The following is a 16825-nucleotide window of genomic DNA, read 5'->3' as shown; positions in this document are numbered from 1 at the left end:
CTCGGTCCTCAGCCGTTCTTGCGGGCCACTCCGCCGTAGATGCCGATCGGCGGGGTGCCGGGCTCGGGTGCCTCTTCGGGGCGCCAGTCCGGGACCAGAACCAGACCCGGGTCGACCAGGGTGAAATCGCCGAAGAAGTCCAGGACCCGGCCGCGGGGGCGGGGGTTCAGGGTGGCGGTGGCGCTGTTGTAGACCTTCACCGCGTCCTCGCGGTCGTTGTCGTGGATGTCGACCGTGGCGTGCGACAGGACGAGGTAGGAACCGGTGGGCAGCGCGTCGCGGAGGGTGGCGAGGATGCCGTCCGGGTCCTCCGCGTCGGTGATGAAGTGCAGGACGGCCACCAGCAGCAGGGCCAGCGGCTGGTCGAAGTCGATGGCCTTGCGTACGTCGGGGTGGTCGAGGACGGCCCGGGGGTCGCGCAGGTCGGCCAGGACGACAGAGGTCTCTGCCTCGTCGCTCATGAGGGCCATGGAGTGGACGCTCACGATCGGGTCGTTGTCGACGTAGGCGATCCGGGTCTCGGGGGCGATGGCGCGCGCGATCTGGTGGACGTTGGGCTCGGTGGGCAGGCCCGTGCCGATGTCGAGGATCTGCCGGATGCCGCCCTCGGCGACGACGTGCCGGACGGCGCGGTGCAGGAAGTTGCGGTTGGCGCGGACGGCCAACCGCACTTCCGGGGCCGCCTCGATGAACTTCTCGGCAGCCACCTGGTCGACCTCGTAGTTGTCCTTACCGCCCAGGAAGTAGTCGTACATCCGGGCCGGGTGGGGCTTGCTCGTGTCGATCTCGAATGACTGGGCGCCGTTGCCGCCACTGGGGGAGGTCATGATCCCTGGCTCCGTCCTGGACTGGTATCCCGCCATCAGCTGAACCGTGGTGAGTGACTGTCAGAACATCATCCTGGCATGGCCCGCCCGGCACCCGTTCACCCCTGGTCATTCCACGTCCGCGACGATGGACCCGACGCGTTCCGCCAGGCTCGGGTCGCGGCGGACCAGGAGGGTCGCGTAGCCGACGGAGGCGAGCAGGGCGGCCAGGGCCGCGTAGGGGAACCAGTTGTAGGGCGCGGGCTGGCCCGGCTTGGCGAGGTAGTAGAGCGGGACCAGGATCGCCAGGGCGCCGAGCGCGGGCAGCACCAGGTGCCGGACCGTCCGGAACTCCTGTGGCCGGTATCTGCGGTAGTACAGCGGCAGGGCGATGTTGGACGCGAGGTAGACCAGCAGGATCAGGATGGCGCCCAGCGTCGAGGACTCGGCGAAGAAGACCACCGGGTTCATCGAGCCGCCGTCGGGCCCGAGCAGGTGGCCCAGCCCCCAGCCGCCGATGATCAGCAGCGAGGTGGCGGTGAACGCGACGATCGCGTTGGTCGGCGTACGGCGCGTGGGGTGGACGTAGCCGAAGAAGGACGGGAGCAGTCCCTCGCGTCCGGCGTTGAACACCAGGCGGGCCTGGGAGTTGATGCCGGCGATCAGTACACCGAGGGTGGAGGTCAGGCCCCCGAGGTAGGCGACGAACGCCAGCGCTCCGAGTGTGTGGTGGGCGACGTCGATGAAGGGGATGCGGGAGTCGCCCAGCCGGGTCACGTCGTAGCCGAAGCCGGTCACCGTGGCGTAGGAGAAGAGGATGTAGCTCACGGTCATGATCGCGACGGAGGAGAACACGGCGCGGCCGACGTTGCGCCGCGGGTTCTCCGTCTCCTCCGCCAGCGCCGCCGAGTTCTCCCAGCCGATGAACAGGTAGACCGCCAGCGGGAATCCGGCCGCCAGGCCGTTGAGGCCGTGGCTGATGTGGCTCGGCAGGAAGGGGGCGGCCGAGAGGTCGCCGCGGTGTTCGACGATCGCCGCGACGGAGACCACGACCAGCACCAGCATCTCCACGCCGAAGAAATAGCCGGCCCACTTGGTGGAGACCACGATCCCGCGCAGCATCAGCACGACCGACAGTCCGGTCAGCAGCAGCGTCCAGATGATCCACGGCAGATCGACGCCGGTGTAGTGGTGCAGCGTGATCTGCACGAACCCGCCGGAGATCGCGATGACGGAGCCCATCGCGATGATGTAGCCGAGGCCGGCCAGCAGGGCCGTGGTCACCGCGCTGACCGGCCCGAACGTTTTGCCCACGAAGGTGATGAAGCTGCCCGCCGAGGGGTGCGCCCGGGAGAACTCGGCGAGCGTGTTGCCGAGCAGCGCGACCGCGATGCCCGCGGCGACGATGGTCAGCGGGGAGGCGACGCCCGCGGTGGTGGCCAGGAACGCGAAGCCGAAGAAGAAGCTCATGGCCGGGCCGACGTTGGCCATTGTGGCGGCGGCGATGTCCGCCATGCCGAGAACTCCGCCGCGCAGGCGCTGGGGCGCGCCGGTGACGGGTCCCGATGTCGGCGGCGGGCCGACGGCTCCGGGCTCGGGCATGGCAGCGTCTCCTTGTGCGGTGTGGCGGTGCGCAGTGGGGGCGCGGGTGTCTGTGGTCTGTCGGCCTATCGGGACGTCAGCTGGGGTGGGCCTCCTCGTGCGCCTGTTGGTGTGCCTTCACCGCCCGCACGGCGGGATCCATCGCGCCGCGTCCGAGTTCGGCCAGCAGTTCGGCGTGGCAGCGGTTCCGCGCCCGTATCACCTCGGGTGCCGGTGCGGGCAGCAGCAGGCTGAGCCGGCCGAGCAGGTCCGAGGCGAACTCGCGGACCCCGGCGCCACCGAGCGCCTCCGCCAGGTCGAGATGGAAGCGCGTCTCCAGTTCGACCAGTCGTGCCGGGTCGTCGGACACGTCCATCTCGCCGACCAGCGTCTGAAGCGCCTGGAGCGGACCGGGCTCGACCTCGCCGGCGCTGTGCGCCACGAGACCGCACTCGAGCAGCAGGTGGAAGGCGTCCAGCGAAGCCGCCTCGTCGGCGTCGTGCATCAGGGCTACGACCGTGTCCCAGCCCTCCGCCACGAAGGTCCCGCCCGCCCGGCCCCGCCGGCGGTCGAGCAGACCGTCCTGGCACATGCCCTCCAGGGCGCGGCGCACGGTGATCTCACTGATCCCCAGCTCCTCGGCGAGGACGCCGGCGTCCGGCAGCCGGTCCCCGGGTGACACGGACCGCAGACGCACCCGCAGTGCGATCCGCGATCGGACGAGTTCCGAGCCCGTCGGACCCCTGCCGGGCAGGAGACGGGTGTCCCCGCCGCCGTAGGGTCCGAACTTGCCCGCTGCATTCACCACGGCGCCACCTTAACGGCCTGCTGAGCGGGGTCACCGTGTTGCGCATAGAGGCTCCCAGGGGGCGGTTCCGCGATGCGCAAAAAATAGAGCATGCTGAACACTTAAACAAGGCGACCATGCCTTGTTTTTTTAGATCGCAGTGAACTAATTTCCGGTCTCGGCACCTGCACCCCTCGTCCGCTCTCCCTCCCTGGATGTCGAGATGACCACACGTCCCCCTGTCTCCGCTCCGGACCCGGTGGCCACCACCGGGACCCCCTCGGCGGGTTCCGGCCTGCAGGCCGGCCTGAAGAACCGCCATCTGTCGATGATCGCCATCGGCGGTGTCATCGGCGCCGGCCTGTTCGTCGGCTCCGGCTCCGGCATCGCCGCCGCGGGCCCCGGCATTCTCATCTCCTACGCCCTGGTCGGGGTCCTCGTCGTCCTCGTGATGCGCATGCTGGGGGAGATGGCCGCGGCCAACCCGACCTCCGGCTCGTTCTCCGCCTACGCCGACCGCGCGCTGGGCCGCTGGGCCGGATTCACCATCGGCTGGCTGTACTGGTTCTTCTGGGTCGTGGTACTCGCCGTCGAGGCGACCGCCGGCGCCAAGATCCTGGCCGGCTGGATCCCCGCGGTCCCGCAGTGGGGCTGGGCCCTGATCGTCATGGTCGTCCTCACCGCCACCAACCTGGCCTCGGTCAGCTCCTACGGCGAGTTCGAGTTCTGGTTCGCCGGCATCAAGGTCGTCGCCATCGCCGCGTTCATCGTCATCGGCGCCCTCGCCGTCTTCGGCCTGCTGCCCGGCTCCGACCACCCCGCCTCCGGCTTCTCCAACCTCACCGCGCACGGCGGATTCCTGCCCAACGGACCCGGCGCCATCCTCACCGGCGTGCTGATGGTGGTCTTCTCCTTCATGGGCAGCGAGATCGTCACACTGGCCGCCGGCGAGACCGCCGACCCGCAAGCAGCGGTCACCAAGGCCACCAACAGCGTGATCTGGCGGATCGCGGTGTTCTACCTGGGCTCGATCCTGATCGTGGTGTCCCTGCTGCGCTGGGACGACCCGGCCATCCTCAAGGACGGCTCCTACGTCGCCGCGCTGAGCTCCATCGGCATCCCGCACGCCGGCCAGATCATGAACGCCATCGTGCTCACCTCGGTGCTGTCCTGCCTCAACTCCGGCCTGTACACCGCCTCCCGGATGGCGTTCTCCCTCGGCGGGCGCAATGACGCCCCGGCCGCCTTCGGGCAGACCACAGGCCGCGGTGTGCCGCGGGCGGCGATCCTGGCCTCGGTCGTCTTCGGCTTCGTCGCGGTCGCCTTCAACTACCTGTGGCCGGAGACGGTCTTCCAGTTCCTGCTCAACTCCTCCGGCGCCATCGCCCTGTTCGTCTGGCTGGTGATCTGCTTCTCCCAGCTGCGGATGCGAAAGATCATCCAGCGGGAGTCGCCGGAGAAACTGGTCGTCAGGATGTGGCTGTACCCCTACCTGACCTGGGCCACCATCGCCCTGATCACGTTCGTGCTCGGCTACATGCTGACCGACACCGCCGACGGCGGCGGCCGCGACCAGGTGATCCTGTCCACCCTGGTGGCCGCGGGCGTGGTGGCCGTGGCACTCGTCCGCGAGCGCACGGGCCGCAACCAGGCACACGACACCATCACCCGGTCGTAGAGCCGGCGCACAGGCGAAGGGGCGGGGTCCGAGGACCCCGCCCCTGGTCGTGCCGGCCCGACCGGGATCTCACATGTGCACCACGGGTGCCGTGTCCGGGTCGGTGGCCGGTACGCCACGCCGGTAGAGGAGCACGCTGATGATCACGCCGGCGGCGAAGAAGGCGGCGGACCACCAGTAGGCGGTGGAGTACGCCTCCAGGCCGGCCTGGGCGAGGACGGCGGGGTCCTTGGGGTTCTTGCCGACCAGGTAGTCGGTGGCAGCGCTGGTGGAGAGGGTGTTGAGCAGGGCGGTGCCGAGAGACCCGCCGATCTGCTGCATCGTGTTGACGGCCGCCGAGGCGACGCCGGCGTCCTCGGCGGCGACGCCGGCGGTGGCGAGGCTCATGGCGGGGGCCATGAGCAGGCCCAGGCCGAGGCCGGCCACGATCAGCGGCGGGAGGATGTCGGTGGTGTAGCTGCTGGTCAGGCCGAGGCCGGTCAGCCAGACCATGCCGGCGGCCGCCGCGCCCATGCCGAGCGGGACGATCGGCTTGGGGCCGATGCGGGGGATGAGCACGGTGGTGGCGAGGGTGGAGGCGACCATGAGGGCGGCGATCATGGGCAGGAAGGCCAGACCCGTCTCGACCGGGGTGTAACCCAGACTCTGCTGCAGGTAGTAGGTGAGGAAGAGGAAGACACCGAACATGCCGGCGCCCAGGATCAGCACGGAGACGAAGGAGGCGCCGCGGTTGCGGTCGAGCAGGACGCGCAGGGGCAGCAGGGGGTGGGCTGCGCGGGTCTGCCACCCGGTGAACACGGCGAGCAGTACGGCTCCGGCGACCAGGAAGCCCCAGGTGGCGACCGAGCTCCAGTCGTGGCTCTCGGCGTTGGAGAAGCCGTAGACCAGGCAGAACAGACCGCCGCTGACGAGGACGGCGCCGGGGATGTCGATGGTGGCGCTCGTGTCGCGGGTGGCGCGCTTGAGCAGGAGGGCGCCACCGACGAAGGCGACCGCGGCGAAGGCGAGGTTGACGTACAGGGTCCAGCGCCAGTCGAGGTACTCGGTCAGCACACCGCCGAGCAGCAGGCCGATGGCACCGCCGGCCCCCGCGATGGCGCCGTACACGCCGAAAGCCCTGGCGCGTTCCTTGGCGTCGGTGAACGTCGTCGTCAGCAGGGACAGCGCGGCGGGTGCGAGCAGGGCGCCGAACAGACCCTGCGCGGCGCGCGCGACGATCAGCACTTCGAAGCTGCCGGCCGCGCCTCCCAGGGCGGACGCCCCGGCGAAGCCGACCAGGCCGACCAGGAAGGTCATCTTGCGGCCGAACAGGTCGGCTATCCGCCCGCCGAGCAGCAGCAGACTGCCGAAGGCGAGCGCGTACGCGGTGACGACCCACTGTCGGTCCCCGTCGGAGAACCCCAGGTCCTTCTGGGCGGAGGGCAGGGCGATGTTCACGATCGTCGCGTCCAGGACCACCATCAACTGGGCCACGCCGATGACGGCGAGGATCCACCAGCGGTGGCGGGGCGGTGCTTCGGCGGACGGGAGGGCGGAGACGGTGGCCGCCCCGGCCGGCGTCTCGGCGGAGGTTTTGGGCATGACGGAACTCCGGTTGAAGTACGGGGTGACAGGAGTACGCGGCCACTCTGACGCGTGTCAGATTCTTCCTGACGTCTGTCAGATTAGCTTCGATCTGACAGCTGTCAAGTAAACTGTCGGCGAGTCCCCGGGAGGCCCGGGGCAAGCGGCGAGGGAGGCAGGAGTGGGAGCAAGGACCGAGTCCGCTCGACGACCGGGGCGCCCCGGTGCGGACACTCCGGCGGTGCCCGCGGAGGAGAGCATCCTGCGGCGCGGGCTCGAAGCCTTCGCCGAGCTGGGGTACGACCACGCTTCCGCGCGCGAACTGGCCCGCCGCCTGGGCGTCAGCCACAACTTCATCAACGACCGCTACGGGTCCAAGGCGGCGTTCTGGCGCGCGGTGGTGGACTCCGCCCTGGGGGAACAGCTGGCGCGCATCCCGGAGGTGGACCCCTCGATCGAGGACGATGCCGAGCGGCTGCGGCAGATCATCACGGGGTTCTACCGAACCGCGGCGGACGCGCCCCTCATCGGGCGCCTCTTCGTCGACGAACTCAACCGGGACACGGAGCGGTTGGACTACCTGTACGAGCGCTACATCGCGCCGATCCTGCAGACCATGCTGCTCGGCATCGAGCGCCTCGTGGCGGCCGGCCGCATGGCACCCGTCCCGGCCCACGTGCTGTTCTTCGCGGTCATCCCGCCCGTCTCCGGAATGCTGGACGTCCCCCTGGCACGACGCCTGGGCAGGCCCGAGCCCGCCTCACCGCAGCAGCTGACGGCGACGGCGGAGACGCTGGCGGCGCTGGTGGTCAACGGGCTGCTGGCGACGGGGCCGGGGACTCGCTAGTCCTCCACCCGGGTGCTGTCCAACCACGACGAGACCCGCCACGACACCCGCTACGGCCGCGCCGACACCGGCCCCCAGGCGCTGTTCCGGGACCGGCCGACCGCCGACCTCGCCCTTGGCGCCCGCCGTGCCCGGGCAGCAGCCGTCACGGCCGCCCGGACGGCGCGCTCCTCCGCTTGAGTGATATCGAAGTTACTAACATTGATGTTTGTAACGATGTAGTTAGTCTCTTGCCAGGGAACGGAAGGGCAATGGCGTGGGTGACTTCGTAGGCAGGACGCGAGAGCTCGAGACGTTGAGCCGCGAGCTGGGGAAGGTGACGGCGGGTGTCGGCGGGGAGCGGCCCGGGCGATGCGTGATGTTGCGAGGGCGCAGGCGAGTGGGGAAGTCGCGCCTGGTCGAGCGGTTCGCCGAGCGGTCCGGCGCACCCTTCCTCTTCTACGCCGCTACGGGATCCTCCCCCCAGGCCGATCTCGAACGACTCGCTCAGGACGCGCAGGTGTCGAACCTTTCATCGGCCGCCCTGCTGGCCTCGGCCCGTCCCGCGAGCTGGGACGCCGCCTTCGACGTGCTGGCGGCAGCCCTTCCCCACGACCGGGCGAGCGTGGTGGTCATGGACGAGGTGCCGTACCTGATGGACGCGGACGGCGCCTTCGAGGGCACGCTGCAGCGAGCCTGGGACCGAGTGCTGGAAACCAAGCCGGTCCTGCTGATCCTCATCGGCTCCGATCTGTCGATGATGGAGGCGCTGAACAGCTACGGCCGCCCCTTCCATCAGCGCGGACGCGAGATGGTCCTCGGCCCTCTCAACCCGGCCGAGGTCGGCGGAATGCTGGGCCTCGACGCGGCCGAGGCGTTCGACGCGGCGCTGATCACCGGCGGGCTGCCCCTGATCTGCGCGGAATGGCCGCACGGCGCCGGGGTGTGGGACTTCCTGTCCTCGGCGCTGGCCGATCCGGTGTCGGCCCTGCTGGTCTCGGCGGAACGCTCGCTCGCCGCCGAGTTCCCGCAGCAGGTGCAGGCGCGTACCGTGCTGTCGGCGATCGGCAGCGGAGAGCGGACCTTCACCAACATCGCCCGCGCCGCCGGCGGAATCGGGGCGACCCCGCTCCAGCGCTCGCTGGGAACCCTGGTGGGCAAGAGAGTGGTCGCGGCCGAACTTCCCGTCTCCACGCGCCCTTCCAAGGACCGCCGCTACCGCGTCGCGGACCCCTACCTCCGCTTCTGGCTCAGGTTCCTCGGCCCGGCGATGGAGGAGATCGAACGAGGCCGGGGTGACCTGACACTGCACCGCATCCGCGAGAACTGGACCAGCTGGCGCGGCAGGGCCGTCGAGCCCCTTGTCCGCGAGGCACTGGCCCGCCTCCTGCCTGACGAGCAGCTCCCCGCTGCCCCGGCCATCGGCGCCTACTGGACCCGCACCAACGACGTGGAGATCGACATCGTGGGAGCCGACCGCGCGCCCATCGCCAAGGAATTGCTGTTCGTCGGCTCGGTGAAGTGGCTGGAGAACGCCCCCTTCGACCGCCACGACCTTTCGGCGCTCGTCGGGCACCGTGTCGCACTCACGCCCGACCCCGTCCCGTTGGTCGCGGTCTCACGCAGTGGCACCGACTGCACGGGCCTGGATGTCGAGTACGGCCCGGCGGACCTCCTCGGCGCATGGCCTTCCTGAGCCCGACCGGACATGTGACAAGGGCGGGACCCGGAAAGTCCCGCGGCTGAAGTCCTGCCACTCGTGCGGCGATTGGAAGTGGTGGGGTGCTGACCTGGGGCTCCTCGGCGGGATCTCCGTTGCCCTGCGGAAACGATGCTCGTGGAGGGTGGAGCACAGCACGCGGTCGACAGCTGGGTTCGCGCGTGCTCTGCCCGCCGATTCGGCCTTGTCGGGCAGCTGGTACTCGACTCGTGAAACCGGAATCCGGAAGATCAAGTGTCTGCTGCCGAGGGGTTCGTGTCCTCGTCCTCCAGGAGCCCGCTCGCGGTGCGGTGGAGCCCGGGGTCGGCCGCCGCCGTCATCAGCCGTGCGGCCGTGGCCGCATCGGTTCCTGGTGGGACGACCAGCAGGTCCCAGCGGCCGACGCCGTAGGAGAACAGCCGGATCGCGTGCGGGTCGAACCCGGACGTGAGCCAGGCGGCCTTCACCGTGTGACCGTCGACGGGCAGGTCGCACGGCGTCTGGGGCCAGGTGTCGCGGTGTGCGGTCACCCGGGTCACCCGCCCCCGCGAAGTGTCGAACGCCTTGATGAGCGCGGGCAGTTCGGCCGGCAGATCGTCGGAGCGGGGCCACCAGGCACCGCTCACCGGGCCGGACGGGAAGGTCGGCGGGCGCAGGGTGAGCCGGGCGGCGGGAAGGGCGGAGGGGCGGGTCCGGTCGGGCGAGGCGCGTTGACCGGTGGGCGCGTTCATGTCGCGGTCCCTGTCCCCGGGCAGCCGTGCGGCGGCCCGGTGTCGTGGTGCGCCGAGAACGACGCCGACGGGGCCGACGTACGGAGAACTCCCGGTCCGTTCCACGGTACTCCGGCCCGGCGGGTCGGCGGCCGGGTCGTCCGGAGGGTTCTCATCCGGGGGAAGCGCACCTAGGCTTGCGGCGTTCGGCAGCCCTGACGGCTGCCCGTGCCCCGTGATCCCGGGCAAGGACCGAATCGCAGCCCCGCACAGCCGTCGGCTTCCATGGCCCATTCCGGCCGGCCCTTGCCTTCGCCTCGTTGCCCTACCCGTTACCTCCCCTCGTCGCGAGACCTGCGCGGTCGCTCCCGCGCGCCGTCGCACGGTCCGATGCGGGGCACCTGGCTCCGAAGCGCGCCTGAGAAGGGGGAAACGGCCGCGCGGGGGAGCCCTCGACGGCCGCCGTCCGCGCTCGGACGAGCTGACGGCGGCTGTCGGAACGAGTGGCGCCGGGCGTGCACGACCCGGCGGTCGGCTACACGCGCAGCAACCGCTGGGCGATCTCCCGGTACTGCCTCAGCGCGATCCGGAGTTCGGCGGAGTCCGTCTCGGGGTCTCGGTCCTGCCAGCCGGCGAGCGCCTGCCGTTGTTCGGAAAGGGCGCTGACGAGCTGGGCGGCGGCTTCGTCGAAGGCGCCCTCGGCCTCTTCGAGCGCCTTGCGCGGGGTGATCTCGAAGGTGTTGACGGCGTGTCCGAGACGCCGGACGAACTCGTCCCGACCGTCCGGAGGGAGCAGCGGCTTCGGACCCGAGGGCCGGCGTTCGGCGTCGCCCGGCTGGCGGCTCGCGGGCTGTTGGGCGCGCGTCTGGTCGTACAAGGTCGTGTGTACCGCTTACGTCGTGTCGGTGGCACCACCCGCGCCGTGGTGCCAGTCAACGTCCGGCCAGGGCCCTGAACCGCGGTGCCGGAGGCGGGCGGTCTGCCTGGGTGTTTCCGTCCGCGAGGGGAGTACGGTGGGGAGAACGAGGGTGTTTCGTGCCTATCCGACAGGTCGTCCCCAGCACATCACCCATCCATCAGGGGCAGCCCGTGACCCCGGCCGCACCTCATCCCAGCGGCCTTCGCCCAGGTCAAGGAGTCCCTCCATGTCACCCCGCCCCACCACGTCCACCGCCACGGCCGCGCCACCCCAGGGTGACGACGGCGGTTACGACGGCACCTCCCCTTTCCCGCCGGACGGCCCGGCGCCCGCGCGCGACGGCGGTGAGCGGCTGTACGTCGGCATCACGGCCGTGATCGTCGTCCTGCCGTTCGTGGCTCTCGGCCTGCTCGGATGGCTGCTGTGGGGCAGCCTCGTCCATCCCGCGGACATCGTCCTCGCGCTCGTCCTCTACACGGTCACGGGCCTCGGCATCACGGTCGGCTTCCATCGCGGTCTCACCCACGGGGGCTACCGGGCCGTCCGCCCCGTGCGCATCGCGCTCGCGGTGGCAGGCTCGATGAGCTTCCAGGGTGACGTCATCGGCTGGGTCGCCACCCACCGCCGCCACCACGCCTTCACCGACCGGCCTGGCGATCCGCACTCCCCGTACCGCTACGGCACACATCTGCGCGGCCAGTTGCGCGGGTTGCTGCACGCGCACGTCGGCTGGCTGTTCCGCAACGACCGTACACCCGCCGACCGGTACGCCCCCGACCTGCTGGCCGACCGCGACATCCGGGCCGTCGCCCGCGCCTTCCCGGTGCTGTGCCTCCTCACCCTCGCCCTGCCGTTCGGGGCGGGCTGGCTCATCGGCGGTACCTGGGTGTACGGGGTAACCGCCCTGCTGTGGGCGGGACTTGTGCGCATCGCCCTGCTCCACCACGTCACCTGGAGCGTGAACTCCCTCTGCCACATGATCGGCGAGCGTCCGTTCCGCACCCGGCGCCACGACCGGGCCACCAACCTGTGGCCCCTCGCCCTGCTCTCGTTCGGCGAGAGCTGGCACAACCTCCACCACGCCGACCCCACCAGCGCCCGGCACGGCGTCGACCGCGGCCAGATCGACCCGTCGGCCGCCGTCATCCGCCTCCTCGAACGCCTCGGCTGGGTGCACGACGTGCGCTGGCCGAGTCCGGCCCGCGTCGCCGCCCGCCGGACCTGACATCAACCACTCGTCCGCGTAAGGCAGTTGGCAGGAGCCCTCATGACCACCGCACTGCAACCCCCGCTTCCGTCCCATCCCCTACTGCGCCTGCGTCTGGCACCTCGCGGCGGTCTGCCCCGGCCCATCGACGGAGCGTGGTGGCCGCGTTCGTACGACCTGCTCGCCGAACTCCCCCAGCTGCTCGCCGGGTTGCCGCGCGCGTGGGGCCACATCACCAGCGTCACGGTCAACGGGGCGACGTGGACTGCCGCACCCGGCCGGATGCTCGTCGCCAACCAGGTCGTACGACTGCGCAGGACCCGCACGGCAGCCACCACGCACACCGTCGTCCTGCTCGCTCCCGGCCAGGGGCGCTGGGACCTGCTGGTCGTACCTCCGGACACGACCGAGGAGGCCGCGGAACCGCTCATGGCGGCCGCGGCGGAAGGGCACGCGTGAGGCGCCCGCCACCCCGGTCGGTCCCGGCCTCCGGGCTGGTGGGGCAGGCCCGTTCCGCCGTCATGAGCGCGGTCCCGCGGCGAACCAACCGGCTCTCGCCACATGGCTGTTGACGAAGGTCCTGGGCGGGAGACCACCAGGTGCCGTCCGGCTCGACGGGTCGTGCGGAAAGACAGAGACGGTCGGTGCTGCCCGGCCCCGGCTCACGTCCGCCGGCTGCCGTCCTCCGCGGACCGGCTGGTCTCCAGCCACGACCGCACGGGTTCTGCCACGCGTGTGGTGTCCACGGTGAGGTCGAGCCGGGTTCCTCCGTCGGCGCCCGCGGGGTAGCTGCGCTGCTCGGTGGCGGCGAAGCAACGGCGGAGCGCCTCCGCGACCCGGCGGGCGGCCTCGGGCGAGGCGGCGATGATGCGGACCTCGGCGTGCCCGTCCGAGGGTGCTTCCGTGGGCTGCATGGCGACCTCGGAGTTCGATGTCCCGTAGGGGGACTGGATCTTTCACTCTACTCCGGCGTGTTCCACAGCCCCCGCGGTCTTCACGGTCGCCGTCGGCCGGGGAGTACCGTGGAAATGAGGGAGCCACTCGGTTTCCGTGTTCCCGGCAGGCAGGCGAGAGCGATGTCCGACTCCGACTCCTCGCGCGTGAGCAGGCTGCTGCCGGATGCCGTCCACCGGGCCGCGCGGCCCGGCACGGCCGTCGTACGGCTGGAGACGACACACGACCGCCAGGGCGTGCTCGACGGGGCGTGGTGGCCGCGTTCCCGTGACATCGCCGCCGAGCTTCCCGGCCTGATCTCCGCACTGACCGACCACCTCGGGCCCATCACGCGCGTCGGCCTGGACACCGACGCCTGGGAAGGGCTGCCGACGCGGATGACCATCGACGGCCGTGTCGTGCGCATCGACTCCTCCCCGGTCGGCGACGACACCGTTCTCGTCACCCGGGGTGAGCAGGACCTCTTCTCGCTCCTCGTGATCCCGCCGCACGCCACACCCGACGCCGCGCGCGCCGCCATGGCCGAGGCCGTCCGCGCCGGCAGCGGGACGCAGGCCGCACAGATCCTCGTCGACACCGGCACCGAGCGGGGCCGGCCGGGCCGGTGACGTCGGTCAGCCGGAGCGGTCCTCGGGCCGGACCGTCGGCGGCGCGGGGACGGCGGTGGTGTCGAAGTCGCCCGAGATGATCCGCGCGGCCAGGTCCGACAGGCGCAGGTGACGGGCGCGGGCGTACGACCGGAACACGGCGAAGGCGTCGTCGACGGAGGTGTCCCGGCGCTCCGCACTCGCCGAACACGTCGGGATGCGGGCCCATACGCCCCACCTCCTCGGTCGGTGGGATGGCTCTCGCCTTGCGCAGGGCCACTGCTGCGCGGGAGGGGGCCTCACGGAGAGGGCCGGGGACACGGGCGACCGTACGACCAACCTGCTGCCGGGGAGGAAGGAGACGGGCCCCTTCTCCGCCGTGCTTCTGCCTCCTCCGGCGTGATCGCTCCCCGCGAGCGCGGTGCGCCACCTCCAGGCGGCCCCGGAAGACGGCATGCACGCCCTCCGGCACGCCCACGCCTCCGTACTCCTGGACGCTGGGGAGAGCATCAAGGCCCTGTCCGAGTACCTCGGCCACGTGACCCCGCCCTCTCGGAAGCCGAGGCGGAGGCACTGAAAAGGGCGAGGCCCGAAGACCCCGCCCGAAGCCAGCGAAACCCCAGCTCAGGGCCAGACCAGGCAATAAGGCTGATGCCCCGCCTCGTGCAATCGATGGCTGAAGTCCTGCCACTCGTGCAGCGAATGGGATGCGCGGGGGCTGACCTGGGGTTTCGCAAGGGAATGTGCGTTGACCTGCGAAAACGGTCGCAGGCGACGTGGTGGACTTGCCAGCGGGCAGACTCCGGGTAGGTCATGAGGCTCTCCGCGGAGTAGCCGTGGATTCCGCGCGCCAGCTGTTCGCTTTCGAGCTGTTCCCAAGCACGTCTGTTGACCGTTGCCTGGTCGACCTCCGACATGTCGACCCAGAGACTGCCCTCGCCATCAGCGACGGGTTTCTTGCATGCGTCACAGATGGCGAGAAGCTCGTGCGTCAAGGCGTTCCCTCCCAGCAGGTGCGCGGCTACTTCGAGGCGTGCTCGATGGCCTCGAAGATGTCGGCGTCGGTCTCCTTCTGCCAGTCGGGCAGGTCGGGCCAGTCGGCGACGTAGCCGGGCTTGGGGTCCTCGAAGTGCTTGTACATCTGGGCGGTCCAGCAGGTGGCGACGAAGCGGCTCTTCTGCTCGCGGGTGAGCCGGGAGGCGTGGCTGTCGCTGAGGTCGAGGAACTGTCGCACCTGGTCGTACACGGCACCGGCGGCCTGGCGCTCCCACTCCGGGGTCTCTTCCCAGGGGGTGATGTAGCCGGGCTTGGGTTCGCCGGGGAAGTGCTTTCGAACGCCGGTGATCCAAGCCTCGCGGAACACGCGTGCGCCCTCGATCTGCGACATGCCTTCCCCTCTCGTCACGTCGTGCACAGTGCGTCGATCTCGGCGCCCAGTTCGACCACGCGGGCGTCGCGGGCGAGGGCGCTGAGGTCGGTTCGTAGCCCCTGGAGTTTACGGGCGACGTACCCGGAGGACGTCGCTCGGGCGAGCTGCAGGGCCTCGCGGCCGTAGGTGAGGACCTGGTCCGGGTCGTGGCGCTTGGCGCCGATGGACGCGAGGTCGGTCAGGACTGCGCCGCGGCGCCGGAAGGACTGCCCGGAGGCGAGTACGTCCTGGCTCAAAGCAGTGGTGAGGGCCTTCTCGGCGAGGTCGAGGCGGCCGAGTTGGAGGTAGCGGGCGCCGCGATCCTCGGCGAGGCGGGTGCCGTCGAAGCGCAACCAGCCGCCGTTGTGAAACGGGCCGTTGAGGTCCGTGACCCTCTCCGCCTCGTCCAAGGCGCGCTCGCAGGCGGACAGGTTCCCGAGTCCGGCGTACGCCTCGGCCTGAACGGAGGCGACCCAGTGGCGGGTGGACAGGGAGCTGTCTCCTCGCCGCGCCACCCGCTCTGCAGCCGAGAGTGCGGTGGCGGCCTCGGCGTAACGCCGTTCGTACAGGTCGACGTATGCGTGCCGGACCAGGGCGCATGCCCAGAGGTCGTAGGACTTGGCTTCCTTGCTGGCGGAGGCGGCGAGTGTGTAGGACGCGGCTGCGTCGGTGTAGCGGTTGCCGTCGAAGGCCAGTTCTCCGGCGAGCTGGAAGAGGTCCCCGGCCGCGCCGCACAGAGCCTGGGATTCAGCTGCCGGCTGGCCGTCGAGAGTGTCGTTGAGCGTGGTGAGCTGGTCGCGGACGATCGGGTACACGGAACCCTTGGCACGGGCGAGTTGGTACACCTGCCACAGGTGGCCGTTCATGCGCAGGAAGTCCTCCGACATCCCACGGCGGGTCCCGTCGGTGAGGGCGGCGCTCTCGTCGGCGGGCAGAGCCACGAGGGCGCTGGTGACGGCGATGGCGCGCAGAAACTGGCGTCGGATCATGTCGTCGAGGTCCCCTGAGCCGTGGTGGTCGCGAGGCGGCGACCCTGCCGGCGCTGGACGGGCTGCTTGTGGCTGTCCCACCAGGGCGTCGAGTTCGTCAAGGTCGAGGTGCAGCAGCTCGGCCAGCCGTGGCCGTAAGGGCGGCTGGGGTGTGGTGGTCCGGGTCTCCCAGCGCCCGATCGTGCGCCGGTCGACGCCGAGGGCGTGCGCGAGCTCTTCCTGACTGTAGCCCAGCGCCCTGCGCCGCTCCGCAAGCCCCATGCCGCCCCCTTTCCACGTTCCCGTCCGTGTCTACCCTGGCGGCGCTGATCTGTCCCATGAGTGTCCCAGGACTGCCTCATGCATGCCGTGGTCCGCGCCAACCCGCTCCGGTTTTCTGGACGTTGTCAGCCACGACAACGGTGGACACCGGAGAAGGGGTGCGGGCATGGGAACACAGAGCGCCATGTCGTCCGAGGCGGCGCAGCTCCCGATCGTCTTGGAGGCGGTCGACGAGAGCGTGGCCACGGCGCTCGCAGTCGGGCTGGCGATGCCGGATCGCTCGGTGATCGAGGCGACGACCCGGGACCTGGTCGGTCACCTCAGAGCGCTGATGGCCGAGGACCTCGGCTTCGACGAGGACCCGGCCGTGCAGGCGCTGTTCCGGGAGGGCTACCGGGTCCTCGACCTGGCGCGCCGGCCCACCGCGGAGTCCACCCACTTCGGCGCCTACCAGTACATGCGTGAAGTCGGCCTGCTGACCAGGCGCTTCGCCGCTGTCTACCGCGAGGCGCAAGAACAGGACGAAGCCGATGCCTGACGAAGCCCCCACCGATCTGCCCATGCGCTGGCGCGGAGCGACATTGCCCGAGCAGGAACGGGCACGACGCCTCTTCATCAGTCCACCCGGCCTCCCGCCCTTCGTCCGGCAACCCGAGAAGAGCCACCGCGAACAGTGAAGAAACACATCACGGCCCAGGTCATGTACGTCGTCTCGGTCCTTGCGCTCGGCGGCATTGGCTGTTGTCAGCCCTGATCATCGCCTCCACCTCGCCGGTCGCCTGGGCCTTCTGGTACTTCGACCGCTCCTAGCCCTCGACGGGCACTCACTGACTCCCGCTCTGGCCGCGCG

General features: G+C 70.5%; 19 protein-coding genes and 1 pseudogene. 10 read left to right on the top strand and 10 right to left on the bottom strand.

Features of this window, described 5'->3' with window-relative positions; translation table 11 throughout:
- Positions 1-8: 8 nt before the first annotated feature.
- The 3 genes from ABZO29_RS19730 to ABZO29_RS19720 all read right to left on the bottom strand — a co-directional run bounded on the left by ABZO29_RS19730 (position 9) and on the right by ABZO29_RS19720 (position 3141).
- Positions 9-827: an SAM-dependent methyltransferase gene (locus ABZO29_RS19730; RefSeq protein ID WP_367321508.1), complete on the bottom strand. Its 819-nt coding sequence runs from the start codon at positions 825-827 to the stop codon at positions 9-11.
- Positions 828-935: 108 nt separating this feature from the next.
- Positions 936-2408 (bottom strand): APC family permease, encoded by a 1473-nt coding sequence (locus ABZO29_RS19725; protein ID WP_367321507.1) that lies wholly within the window; start codon positions 2406-2408, stop codon positions 936-938.
- 76 nt (positions 2409-2484) lie between these two features.
- Positions 2485-3141 carry a FadR/GntR family transcriptional regulator gene (locus tag ABZO29_RS19720; RefSeq protein ID WP_367326182.1) on the bottom strand — a complete coding sequence of 219 codons (657 nt, stop codon included), beginning with the start codon at positions 3139-3141 and terminating at the stop codon, positions 2485-2487.
- Positions 3142-3397: 256 nt separating this feature from the next.
- On the opposite strand from ABZO29_RS19720, the gene ABZO29_RS19715 reads away from it, so the two are divergent.
- Positions 3398-4852 carry an amino acid permease gene (locus tag ABZO29_RS19715; RefSeq protein WP_367321506.1) on the top strand — a complete coding sequence of 485 codons (1455 nt, stop codon included), beginning with the start codon at positions 3398-3400 and terminating at the stop codon, positions 4850-4852.
- A gap of 69 nt (positions 4853-4921) precedes the next feature.
- Here the strand turns inward: ABZO29_RS19715 and ABZO29_RS19710 are convergent, their stop codons facing one another.
- Positions 4922-6433, bottom strand: a complete 1512-nt coding sequence (locus tag ABZO29_RS19710; RefSeq protein WP_367321505.1) for an MFS transporter — start codon at positions 6431-6433, stop codon at positions 4922-4924.
- A 223-nt stretch (positions 6434-6656) separates the two neighbouring features.
- Here ABZO29_RS19710 and ABZO29_RS19705 point away from each other — a divergent pair, with 223 nt between their 5' ends.
- From ABZO29_RS19705 to ABZO29_RS19695, 3 genes are all read left to right on the top strand, one after another.
- Positions 6657-7262, top strand: coding sequence for a TetR/AcrR family transcriptional regulator (locus ABZO29_RS19705; protein ID WP_367321504.1), 606 nt, complete (start codon positions 6657-6659; stop codon positions 7260-7262).
- 12 nt (positions 7263-7274) lie between these two features.
- Positions 7275-7442: a hypothetical protein gene (locus ABZO29_RS19700; protein WP_367326429.1), complete on the top strand. Its 168-nt coding sequence runs from the start codon at positions 7275-7277 to the stop codon at positions 7440-7442.
- 76 nt (positions 7443-7518) lie between these two features.
- Positions 7519-8937: an ATP-binding protein gene (locus tag ABZO29_RS19695; protein ID WP_367321503.1), complete on the top strand. Its 1419-nt coding sequence runs from the start codon at positions 7519-7521 to the stop codon at positions 8935-8937.
- 254 nt (positions 8938-9191) lie between these two features.
- Here the strand turns inward: ABZO29_RS19695 and ABZO29_RS19690 are convergent, their stop codons facing one another.
- Positions 9192-9671 (bottom strand): DUF5994 family protein, encoded by a 480-nt coding sequence (locus ABZO29_RS19690; protein WP_367321502.1) that lies wholly within the window; start codon positions 9669-9671, stop codon positions 9192-9194.
- A gap of 514 nt (positions 9672-10185) precedes the next feature.
- The gene (locus ABZO29_RS19685) at positions 10186-10527 is read right to left on the bottom strand and encodes a hypothetical protein (protein ID WP_367321501.1); all 342 of its coding nucleotides are present in this window, start codon (positions 10525-10527) and stop codon (positions 10186-10188) included.
- A 268-nt stretch (positions 10528-10795) separates the two neighbouring features.
- On the opposite strand from ABZO29_RS19685, the gene ABZO29_RS19680 reads away from it, so the two are divergent.
- Together ABZO29_RS19680 and ABZO29_RS19675 are read left to right on the top strand one after the other, a co-directional pair.
- Positions 10796-11794, top strand: a complete 999-nt coding sequence (locus tag ABZO29_RS19680; RefSeq protein WP_367321500.1) for an acyl-CoA desaturase — start codon at positions 10796-10798, stop codon at positions 11792-11794.
- Between the two features lie 42 nt (positions 11795-11836).
- Positions 11837-12235, top strand: a complete 399-nt coding sequence (locus tag ABZO29_RS19675) for a DUF5994 family protein (protein WP_367321499.1) — start codon at positions 11837-11839, stop codon at positions 12233-12235.
- Between the two features lie 203 nt (positions 12236-12438).
- Here ABZO29_RS19675 and ABZO29_RS19670 read toward each other — a convergent pair whose 3' ends face one another.
- On the bottom strand, positions 12439-12690 hold the full coding sequence (locus ABZO29_RS19670) for a hypothetical protein (RefSeq protein WP_367321498.1): 252 nt from the start codon (positions 12688-12690) through the stop codon (positions 12439-12441).
- Positions 12691-12852: 162 nt separating this feature from the next.
- On the opposite strand from ABZO29_RS19670, the gene ABZO29_RS19665 reads away from it, so the two are divergent.
- Positions 12853-13338 carry a DUF5994 family protein gene (locus ABZO29_RS19665; RefSeq protein ID WP_367321497.1) on the top strand — a complete coding sequence of 162 codons (486 nt, stop codon included), beginning with the start codon at positions 12853-12855 and terminating at the stop codon, positions 13336-13338.
- A 6-nt stretch (positions 13339-13344) separates the two neighbouring features.
- On the opposite strand, the gene ABZO29_RS19660 is transcribed toward ABZO29_RS19665, so the two are convergent.
- Positions 13345-13476, bottom strand: a complete 132-nt coding sequence (locus ABZO29_RS19660) for a hypothetical protein (protein ID WP_367321496.1) — start codon at positions 13474-13476, stop codon at positions 13345-13347.
- Between the two features lie 228 nt (positions 13477-13704).
- Between ABZO29_RS19660 and ABZO29_RS19655 the strand changes: the two are divergent.
- Positions 13705-13855, top strand: a pseudogene (locus ABZO29_RS19655) (site-specific integrase); the annotation flags it as partial.
- 483 nt (positions 13856-14338) lie between these two features.
- Here ABZO29_RS19655 and ABZO29_RS19650 read toward each other — a convergent pair.
- Together ABZO29_RS19650 and ABZO29_RS19645 are read right to left on the bottom strand one after the other, a co-directional pair.
- Positions 14339-14704, bottom strand: coding sequence for a hypothetical protein (locus ABZO29_RS19650; RefSeq protein ID WP_367326181.1), 366 nt, complete (start codon positions 14702-14704; stop codon positions 14339-14341).
- 14 nt (positions 14705-14718) lie between these two features.
- Positions 14719-15975, bottom strand: coding sequence for a helix-turn-helix transcriptional regulator (locus tag ABZO29_RS19645; protein ID WP_367321495.1), 1257 nt, complete (start codon positions 15973-15975; stop codon positions 14719-14721).
- A gap of 166 nt (positions 15976-16141) precedes the next feature.
- On the opposite strand from ABZO29_RS19645, the gene ABZO29_RS19640 reads away from it, so the two are divergent.
- Positions 16142-16513 carry a hypothetical protein gene (locus ABZO29_RS19640; protein WP_367321494.1) on the top strand — a complete coding sequence of 124 codons (372 nt, stop codon included), beginning with the start codon at positions 16142-16144 and terminating at the stop codon, positions 16511-16513.
- On the top strand, positions 16506-16652 hold the full coding sequence (locus ABZO29_RS19635) for a hypothetical protein (RefSeq protein ID WP_367321493.1): 147 nt from the start codon (positions 16506-16508) through the stop codon (positions 16650-16652). Before ABZO29_RS19640 ends, ABZO29_RS19635 begins: the two co-directional genes overlap by 8 nt.
- Positions 16653-16825: the final 173 nt, after the last annotated feature.

The organism is Streptomyces sp. HUAS ZL42, assembly GCF_040782645.1.
Classification (GTDB): domain Bacteria; phylum Actinomycetota; class Actinomycetes; order Streptomycetales; family Streptomycetaceae; genus Streptomyces.
Note: the sequence above shows the minus strand (reverse complement) of the source record. Positions and strands in the feature narration are given on the sequence as shown.

Bases quoted from the DNA above. Each gene is read 5' to 3' on its own strand.
- ABZO29_RS19710 (WP_367321505.1), bottom strand. From the start codon at position 6,433: ATGCCCAAAACCTCCGCCGAGACGCCGGCCGGGGCGGCCACCGTCTCC.
- ABZO29_RS19640 (WP_367321494.1), top strand. From the start codon at position 16,142: ATGGGAACACAGAGCGCCATGTCGTCCGAGGCGGCGCAGCTCCCGATC.
- ABZO29_RS19670 (WP_367321498.1), bottom strand. From the start codon at position 12,690: ATGCAGCCCACGGAAGCACCCTCGGACGGGCACGCCGAGGTCCGCATC.
- ABZO29_RS19665 (WP_367321497.1), top strand. From the start codon at position 12,853: ATGTCCGACTCCGACTCCTCGCGCGTGAGCAGGCTGCTGCCGGATGCC.
- ABZO29_RS19715 (WP_367321506.1), top strand. From the start codon at position 3,398: ATGACCACACGTCCCCCTGTCTCCGCTCCGGACCCGGTGGCCACCACC.
- ABZO29_RS19675 (WP_367321499.1), top strand. From the start codon at position 11,837: ATGACCACCGCACTGCAACCCCCGCTTCCGTCCCATCCCCTACTGCGC.
- ABZO29_RS19680 (WP_367321500.1), top strand. From the start codon at position 10,796: ATGTCACCCCGCCCCACCACGTCCACCGCCACGGCCGCGCCACCCCAG.
- ABZO29_RS19645 (WP_367321495.1), bottom strand. From the start codon at position 15,975: ATGGGGCTTGCGGAGCGGCGCAGGGCGCTGGGCTACAGTCAGGAAGAG.
- ABZO29_RS19690 (WP_367321502.1), bottom strand. From the start codon at position 9,671: ATGAACGCGCCCACCGGTCAACGCGCCTCGCCCGACCGGACCCGCCCC.
- ABZO29_RS19730 (WP_367321508.1), bottom strand. From the start codon at position 827: ATGACCTCCCCCAGTGGCGGCAACGGCGCCCAGTCATTCGAGATCGAC.
- ABZO29_RS19650 (WP_367326181.1), bottom strand. From the start codon at position 14,704: ATGTCGCAGATCGAGGGCGCACGCGTGTTCCGCGAGGCTTGGATCACC.
- ABZO29_RS19635 (WP_367321493.1), top strand. From the start codon at position 16,506: ATGCCTGACGAAGCCCCCACCGATCTGCCCATGCGCTGGCGCGGAGCG.
- ABZO29_RS19725 (WP_367321507.1), bottom strand. From the start codon at position 2,408: ATGCCCGAGCCCGGAGCCGTCGGCCCGCCGCCGACATCGGGACCCGTC.